This window comes from Psychrobacillus sp. FSL K6-4615 (assembly GCF_038008225.1).
Taxonomy (GTDB): Bacteria; Bacillota; Bacilli; order Bacillales_A; family Planococcaceae; genus Psychrobacillus; species Psychrobacillus psychrotolerans.
The window spans coordinates 1-6,276 of record NZ_JBBOYQ010000004.1 but is presented as its reverse complement, the minus strand read 5'-3'; the positions used below and the strand labels follow the sequence as shown (position 1 = coordinate 6,276).

Genomic DNA, 6,276 nt, shown 5'->3' with positions numbered 1-6,276 from the left:
TATGCGAACACTTATTTGGTACTGCTTATTTGTTCTTATTAATCATAAAAAAAAAATAGACAAAAAGCAATACTTATTTTACAAATTCATGGACTATTTTCTTAATTTCAACATTTAAGGCATTTTTTGTACTATCATCCAATATTTCCGCGTTCTCATCATATTTAATTTGTAAGATATCACATAATTTAAATAGAGTTTCATTGTCAATTCTAAAAATAATAGATGTAGACTTTTCTATTAATTTTTTTCTCTTTCGTCCCATTTTATCAATCCTCATTAAAAAAATTCCCCTTAATAGTTTTTTAATAAACGATAACATATAAATATAAAAAAGAAGCCTTAAATACATAAGACTTCTAAAGTTAAACAATATATTGTATAATATAAAAAACGAAATATGCTATATTTCTAATGCCCTGGAATCTTCGTCGCTTGAAGATTCTTTTTTTATTGTAATATGTAGACCAATATCAAATCCATATTTCTCTACATTATCAAGTAATTTTGAACGTAAATCATTTCTTAAAATATATTTCCATTCTTCAAAATCGAGTAGACCTAATAAATCAGCTTCTTCTAATTTCTCTTTAGCTAATTCTTCGTCTGATTTTTCCTCTAAAATAAACTTCTTTTTTAAACCTTGGGACCATTGAATCTGTCTTTTTCCTTTAAAACATTTTGCATATTCTTGAAATAATTTTAAATACTTTTTATCTCCAGTAGTTAAATATATTCTTAGAAAATCAAATGGTGAGAGTGAACCATTTTTTGCTTTTTTAATATGCGATTTACTTAATTCCTGTTCAATAGACCAAGTACCATGTTTTGAAAAATAATCTTCCGCATTTTCTGCAGATTGTAAATCTAAACCATGTTTAAAGTTAGTTGCTAAGCCTACTTTTACACAAGCTTTTTCCCACAATTCATACATTTTAATTCGCATTTTAATTAGATCAACATCATTTTTATAAAAAAGTGCAATATGAGAATGTGGATGGAACCCGTTTTCTCCATAAGTAACTTCATACACTCTAACCCTTCCAATCAGACCTAGTTCTTCTCTAATATTTTGATACCTTTTTCCACTCATAAATTTTTGTGTAGCTTGTCCAAATTTAAAAATCAAATCTTCCAATCTATCAAACTTGTTATGACTAAAAGTTAAAGTTAACATCGCAATTTTTCCACCATCATCTTGATGTGTAGTGAAAGCTTGGTGTAATTCTTCTCGTCTTTTTTCTGATATTTTAGCTGCACAAACAGGGCAAGTCCAAACACTACCACAAACCATTAAACCACCATAAAATGACTTATTAGTTTTTCTATGTCTATGAACAGATACATGATCTCCGTTTCTAGAACGTAAACACATTGATACTCTTTCTTTAGGTAATGCCATTCTTGATACTGACTGACAAGCATAACGTTCTGTTCGTATTGACCTAATTTTATCGTCTAATATGCCATTCATTATTTTCTCCTTTCTGAAAAGGTGACGGTGATTTCGTAATATATACCAAGGGAACCCAAAATCTTATTTAATCACTTTATCAAGGCTTATTCGAAATGTAATCAGTAGACATAATAACAAAAATCAAAATTATTCCTAGTGCTGCAACTGTCCAAGAAACTGTTTCCATTATCACAAACAAGAACTCACCCCCTTTAAGTTCAAAACAGTAATAAAATGTGTGGGATTTGCGATTAGTAATGAAATAAATTACTTCTGACGTTCATTTGAAAGATTAGTTTTACTGTGTCGGTCTTATTGGCATTCGCCAATCGCTAGTAATACATGCTAAAGCATGTGAGCGGTCTTTGGTTGCTTAACTCGTATTAACTAGAACCAAAAAATCGAACACTCGTCCCCTCCCCTTCTATAGAGTTTTAGCAATTAACGACAATAATCTTAAAGTCCTCCTAAATTATGCTCTTTTAAAAGAATTTTAGTAACTTCATCAGTACCTAATTCTTTTTGAGCAAGTGTCATTATCGCAGTTCGGATAATATGCGAAGTATCTTTGTAATTACCAGTAGAAATAAGTTGTTCTATTAATGAACTATCTAGTGGTTGTGGTCTAAATGAAATTGTTTTCAATTTGCAACCCCCTCTATTTGATAAACTAATTATATCAAATGTATTACATTCTGTATACTATTTTGTAATACAAAAAAGAATTTAATTAACAAATTTAGGTTGGTTTTATATTAATAGGATAAGAAAGCCAAGACGAACAAGTTCGCCCCGGCTCTCTTATCCTTATTTTATTAATTGGAAAATAGGATTTTCCTGTAATTTTTCTGTCCATATTGCTAATGGAAAGTCTTTTGTATCGTAATCAGCAAAATTATATATATAAGGATGTTTAGGCATTTGTATAGGTGTAGTCATCATTGATAGAGTATCTAACAACAAATAAGAAAACATATCTTTTTCTTTTCTGCACATCAAAACCATATCGAGTTGTTCACGAATATTAACATCTAACATTCTAGGCCGGTGAGTAACAAAGACAGTAAGCACAATATCAGATTTCCGAAAGAGAGCAAATGCCCTTGACCAAATCCTATTTTGTTTACTGGATGACCCCCTAGAATCCAAAGTAAAGTAAGCTTCATCTATTACAAAAATTTTAGGTTTACCATCTTGAAACGGTATTTCTCCTAAATCATTAATAACTTCAATGTCTTGACCAGTAGCATTTATATTAGTGTAGATTTTAACTCCACCATATTTCTTTTGTAGTGAACGGATCAATACCATTACAAATAACGTTTTTCCACTTCCTTGTGGTCCAAATACACCTAGCTTCACGTTTTATCATCACCCATTCTTGCGTTAGCACTATAGCCTTTAAAATGCTTATACAATGAATATGATTCAATTAATCTAGTAAATTTAAATCCTGTCTTTCTATTTCGTTTTGCAATGACTTCAACTTTATTTACTATTTCTCTTAATACTGGTGAATCATATTTTTCAGCTAAAGAAGATAATAATACTATTTGTCTTTGTTGTTCAAAATTTAAGAAAGGCAAAGTATTATAAATCTGCTTAATATCATCACCTGATCCAGTACCACTACGAATAAATTCACCAAATATGTCATCAATCTTTCCTTCATCTAACATTAGGTATTCTCCTTTCTAATTTTTATAACATTAAGGTCATAACAATTGCGACTACAATTGCATTTAACAAGATGCTGGTTGTATCAACTTTAGGCTTTCCAAATATTTCACGACTTGCAACATCTTCTAATAACTTAATATCTTTTGAAACTCTATGAGATTCTTCATCCATATAGGCAACATAATCGTCACCATATTTTACAAATTCACTTTTTTCTATAGCATGATTTTTTGTTACATCTGACCATTTTTTATAAGTGTCTACACCAATATCTGTTACAACAACTAAGTTCATTTTTATAGGTCTCCTTTTGAGTGTTTAATAATATGATATAAGGGAATTGTAGTAGCAAGTAATATTGATAAAAAAAACATATTCATTTTTTATCATCACCCATTTTTTCAATTAAATAAGACATTTGAAAAACACCTGCAATTATACAAACCACAAATGCACTAGCAATGACAAAAGTTATATTTTCAACTATTAATAAACTATTCATTTTGCTTCACAAACCTTTTAAAGAAATCATTTTCATTTAAACCTTTTTTAGTATCAAGTGATGTTTCCAAGTTTGGCTCAAGACCATTATTCCATTCTGTAACCGAGAGAGAATCAGCTTCATCAGATAATGTTTTATTTCTCATACGGTTTAATATACTAGCCATAAAATCAGGAATGAAATTAATAAGTTCTATAATAATAACGGCTATCGCACCCATTAAAGTAATACTTCCAAAAATCATTAAGAGGTCATTGTCTACTATAAAATCAAGTGGCAAAGTTAATTCCTCCTTCTTCTAAATGTGTTAAAAACATATAAAACAGTGATAAAAATTAGTATTACAATTAGTAATTCAATTCGATTAATCATTATCATAATGTTATAATCTATAGTTGTTAGATAAGCTTCAATTATTGACAAATCTGTTGGCATTGTTTATTTTCCTTTCTAAAAAAGAAGGGTACAGCTGTCGGAAGCCATACCCATCTATTAATTAAAAGAACAAAGATTTTACGAAACGAGTACAAGCAAATGCTACACCAATGCCAACAACAACTAGTAAGATACCATCAAAATTTCCTGCCCAGTCCGTTGCATTAGTCGTGATTGCGGTAACAGTTAAACCACTAAACATATGTTTTTTTCCTCCTGTCATTTTAAATTCATGTTATACAGTCACCAAGGTAAAACATTCTTTAAATATCCTATCCCTTTTAAAAGATAAGTATATAAGGCGACACCTATTGAAATTAATAAGATACTTGTAAACATGGTATATAAGGAAGTTCCCATAATATATTTCATGTAACCAAGATAATCTAAAACAATGCCACCATCATTAAATTTAATAGCATTGATTCTATCAGCTGTACCAGTAATAGTATTTATAACCCCATAGATCACTTCTAATATTCTTGTAAAAAAAGCTCCAATTTCTCCTATGGAAATAACCTCCTTATTGACTTAAATGCAGCAAAGCCAACAAAAAAACTAGCTAATGTCATAGTCAATGAATAAGGTTTTATTCCTAAAAAGGTAGACTCTTTAAACCACTGAAATGCTTGGTTTGGAATAGGTCTTGCACTAACAAATGGAATTTGCATAATGAACTCAAACATTCGTACTAAATACATAAGAATCGCAACCAAAAGGTCTAATAATGCTAACAAGATAGCTATTGGTATTAAATCTTTAAATGGATTTGTACCCAAAGGTTTTTCAGGTGTTGGTGTTTTAGGAGGTTGGGCAGTTTTTGGAATAGCCGGGTCCATATAAGTTACACCAGTATTAATATTAGTTATTGTTTTTGGTATTGCTGGATTTTGAGCAATGATTTTATCAATTGCAGGATTTCCAGTAATAGCCGGATTATTAACATAAACACCATCAGGAATAACAATACCATCTTCAGTAGTTTCCCCATGTCTTGCTTTAGGTTTAGGAAATGACCAAGTTAAGTCAGCAGGATTATAGATATTTCCGTCAATACCTGTATAGGTATCAGCATCTTTATTGTACTTAGACATTGGTACATCACCTACATGTCCAACAGCACCGTCTACTGGTAATACTAAACCTGCATCCCTCATTGTTTCCCATGATTCTGTTAATTTTGAAACAGCATTATTGTAAATTTCATCTAATTCAGCAGTAGCACCCTTTAGCTTAAAATCTATCCCGGAATAAATTGAACCTGCATTACCTGATACAACTGAAAATGCACCATATGGACTTGAAAGTGCTAACCCTTTTAACTGTGCATAATCTGTATCTGATAAATAATTGTCATAAACTTTATTATTACCGAAGTAAATCCACAAATTATTCTGTCTATCTGTAAATTTAACGGAAATAGTAGCACCATAGAATGCACCGGAAGAATCTAAAACTTGCAAATCCCAGAATTCTTTTGAACCATCTGCATAAGGTTGTACTTTATATAATCCACTTGCTGAAGTAAAACTTGCGATTTCGGCAGCCATTGGATTTATTTGTTCTTTTAACCAATTTAAGAAATCTGAACCTAATTCTACAGATGTATTTCCAGTAGCAACTGCTAGATCAATACTTGCATTTAATGAATCTTTTGCTAATTGAGTACTTGAATCCCAAACTCTTTGTGCATGTGCATTGATTTCATCACCATGTTCAATACCAACGACAGTAGCAACAGAACCAACTACTAATGCAGCAGTAACATATACACCCGCACCAACTGTTATTCCTGCCGGTACTACCCCTGCAAATGCAATAGCGTTAGCTTTTTGGCTTGGTATTACATAAACAGAAGTAAACGCAATTACGATTGAGGATAAGATTATTAATATTCTTTTACACATTGAATTTAACTTACAAATTCTAATAATTTAAAGTACGTTTGATTTTTATAAGCACTTAAAGTTGCTTTTGTATTAATAACAGAACCAAAATCGTAATTTTCAGTTATAACTTTCATTAAAGCTAAATCATCTGATTTTAATTGAACTAACTTATCTTTTACTGGTGAATCCTTTTGATAAATATCTAAATACAATGCAGTTTTTGAAACACCTTCGAATGTAGTAGTTTTAATTTCTGCATTCATAAATATTCCCTCAAGTAAAACTAAAGCCATTTTGTCATTCCTCCTTATTAT

Annotated in this window: 10 protein-coding genes; all 10 read right to left on the bottom strand. The window is 30.5% G+C overall.

Annotation, left to right across the window (positions count from 1 at the left end; all coding sequences use genetic code 11):
- Positions 1-73: 73 nt before the first annotated feature.
- Complete coding sequence (locus tag MKX53_RS19660) at positions 74-265, bottom strand: hypothetical protein (RefSeq protein ID WP_340913729.1); 192 nt, start codon at positions 263-265, stop codon at positions 74-76.
- Positions 266-403: 138 nt separating this feature from the next.
- The gene (locus MKX53_RS19655) at positions 404-1,474 is read right to left on the bottom strand and encodes a protein rep (RefSeq protein WP_340913726.1); all 1,071 of its coding nucleotides are present in this window, start codon (positions 1,472-1,474) and stop codon (positions 404-406) included.
- 438 nt (positions 1,475-1,912) lie between these two features.
- Positions 1,913-2,101, bottom strand: a complete 189-nt coding sequence (locus MKX53_RS19650) for a hypothetical protein (RefSeq protein ID WP_340913722.1) — start codon at positions 2,099-2,101, stop codon at positions 1,913-1,915.
- 162 nt (positions 2,102-2,263) lie between these two features.
- Positions 2,264-2,818, bottom strand: a complete 555-nt coding sequence (locus tag MKX53_RS19645; protein ID WP_340913721.1) for an ATP-binding protein — start codon at positions 2,816-2,818, stop codon at positions 2,264-2,266.
- Positions 2,815-3,135: a hypothetical protein gene (locus tag MKX53_RS19640; protein WP_340913719.1), complete on the bottom strand. Its 321-nt coding sequence runs from the start codon at positions 3,133-3,135 to the stop codon at positions 2,815-2,817. Before MKX53_RS19640 ends, MKX53_RS19645 begins: the two co-directional genes overlap by 4 nt.
- A gap of 22 nt (positions 3,136-3,157) precedes the next feature.
- Complete coding sequence (locus MKX53_RS19635; RefSeq protein ID WP_340913717.1) at positions 3,158-3,430, bottom strand: hypothetical protein; 273 nt, start codon at positions 3,428-3,430, stop codon at positions 3,158-3,160.
- 200 nt (positions 3,431-3,630) lie between these two features.
- Positions 3,631-3,918, bottom strand: coding sequence for a hypothetical protein (locus MKX53_RS19630; protein WP_340913714.1), 288 nt, complete (start codon positions 3,916-3,918; stop codon positions 3,631-3,633).
- A 216-nt stretch (positions 3,919-4,134) separates the two neighbouring features.
- Positions 4,135-4,275 (bottom strand): hypothetical protein, encoded by a 141-nt coding sequence (locus MKX53_RS19625; RefSeq protein ID WP_340913712.1) that lies wholly within the window; start codon positions 4,273-4,275, stop codon positions 4,135-4,137.
- A 304-nt stretch (positions 4,276-4,579) separates the two neighbouring features.
- The gene (locus tag MKX53_RS19620; RefSeq protein ID WP_340913710.1) at positions 4,580-5,980 is read right to left on the bottom strand and encodes a hypothetical protein; all 1,401 of its coding nucleotides are present in this window, start codon (positions 5,978-5,980) and stop codon (positions 4,580-4,582) included.
- A 5-nt stretch (positions 5,981-5,985) separates the two neighbouring features.
- On the bottom strand, positions 5,986-6,276 hold a 291-nt coding region (locus MKX53_RS19615; protein ID WP_340913708.1), incomplete at its 5' end, for a hypothetical protein.

What these genes read in the sequence shown, in the direction of transcription:
- MKX53_RS19660 (WP_340913729.1), bottom strand. Translation starts at nt 265, where the DNA reads ATGGGACGAAAGAGAAAAAAATTAATAGAAAAGTCTACATCTATTATT.
- MKX53_RS19655 (WP_340913726.1), bottom strand. Translation starts at nt 1,474, where the DNA reads ATGAATGGCATATTAGACGATAAAATTAGGTCAATACGAACAGAACGT.
- MKX53_RS19640 (WP_340913719.1), bottom strand. Translation starts at nt 3,135, where the DNA reads ATGTTAGATGAAGGAAAGATTGATGACATATTTGGTGAATTTATTCGT.
- MKX53_RS19635 (WP_340913717.1), bottom strand. Translation starts at nt 3,430, where the DNA reads ATGAACTTAGTTGTTGTAACAGATATTGGTGTAGACACTTATAAAAAA.
- MKX53_RS19625 (WP_340913712.1), bottom strand. Translation starts at nt 4,275, where the DNA reads ATGTTTAGTGGTTTAACTGTTACCGCAATCACGACTAATGCAACGGAC.
- MKX53_RS19620 (WP_340913710.1), bottom strand. Translation starts at nt 5,980, where the DNA reads ATGTGTAAAAGAATATTAATAATCTTATCCTCAATCGTAATTGCGTTT.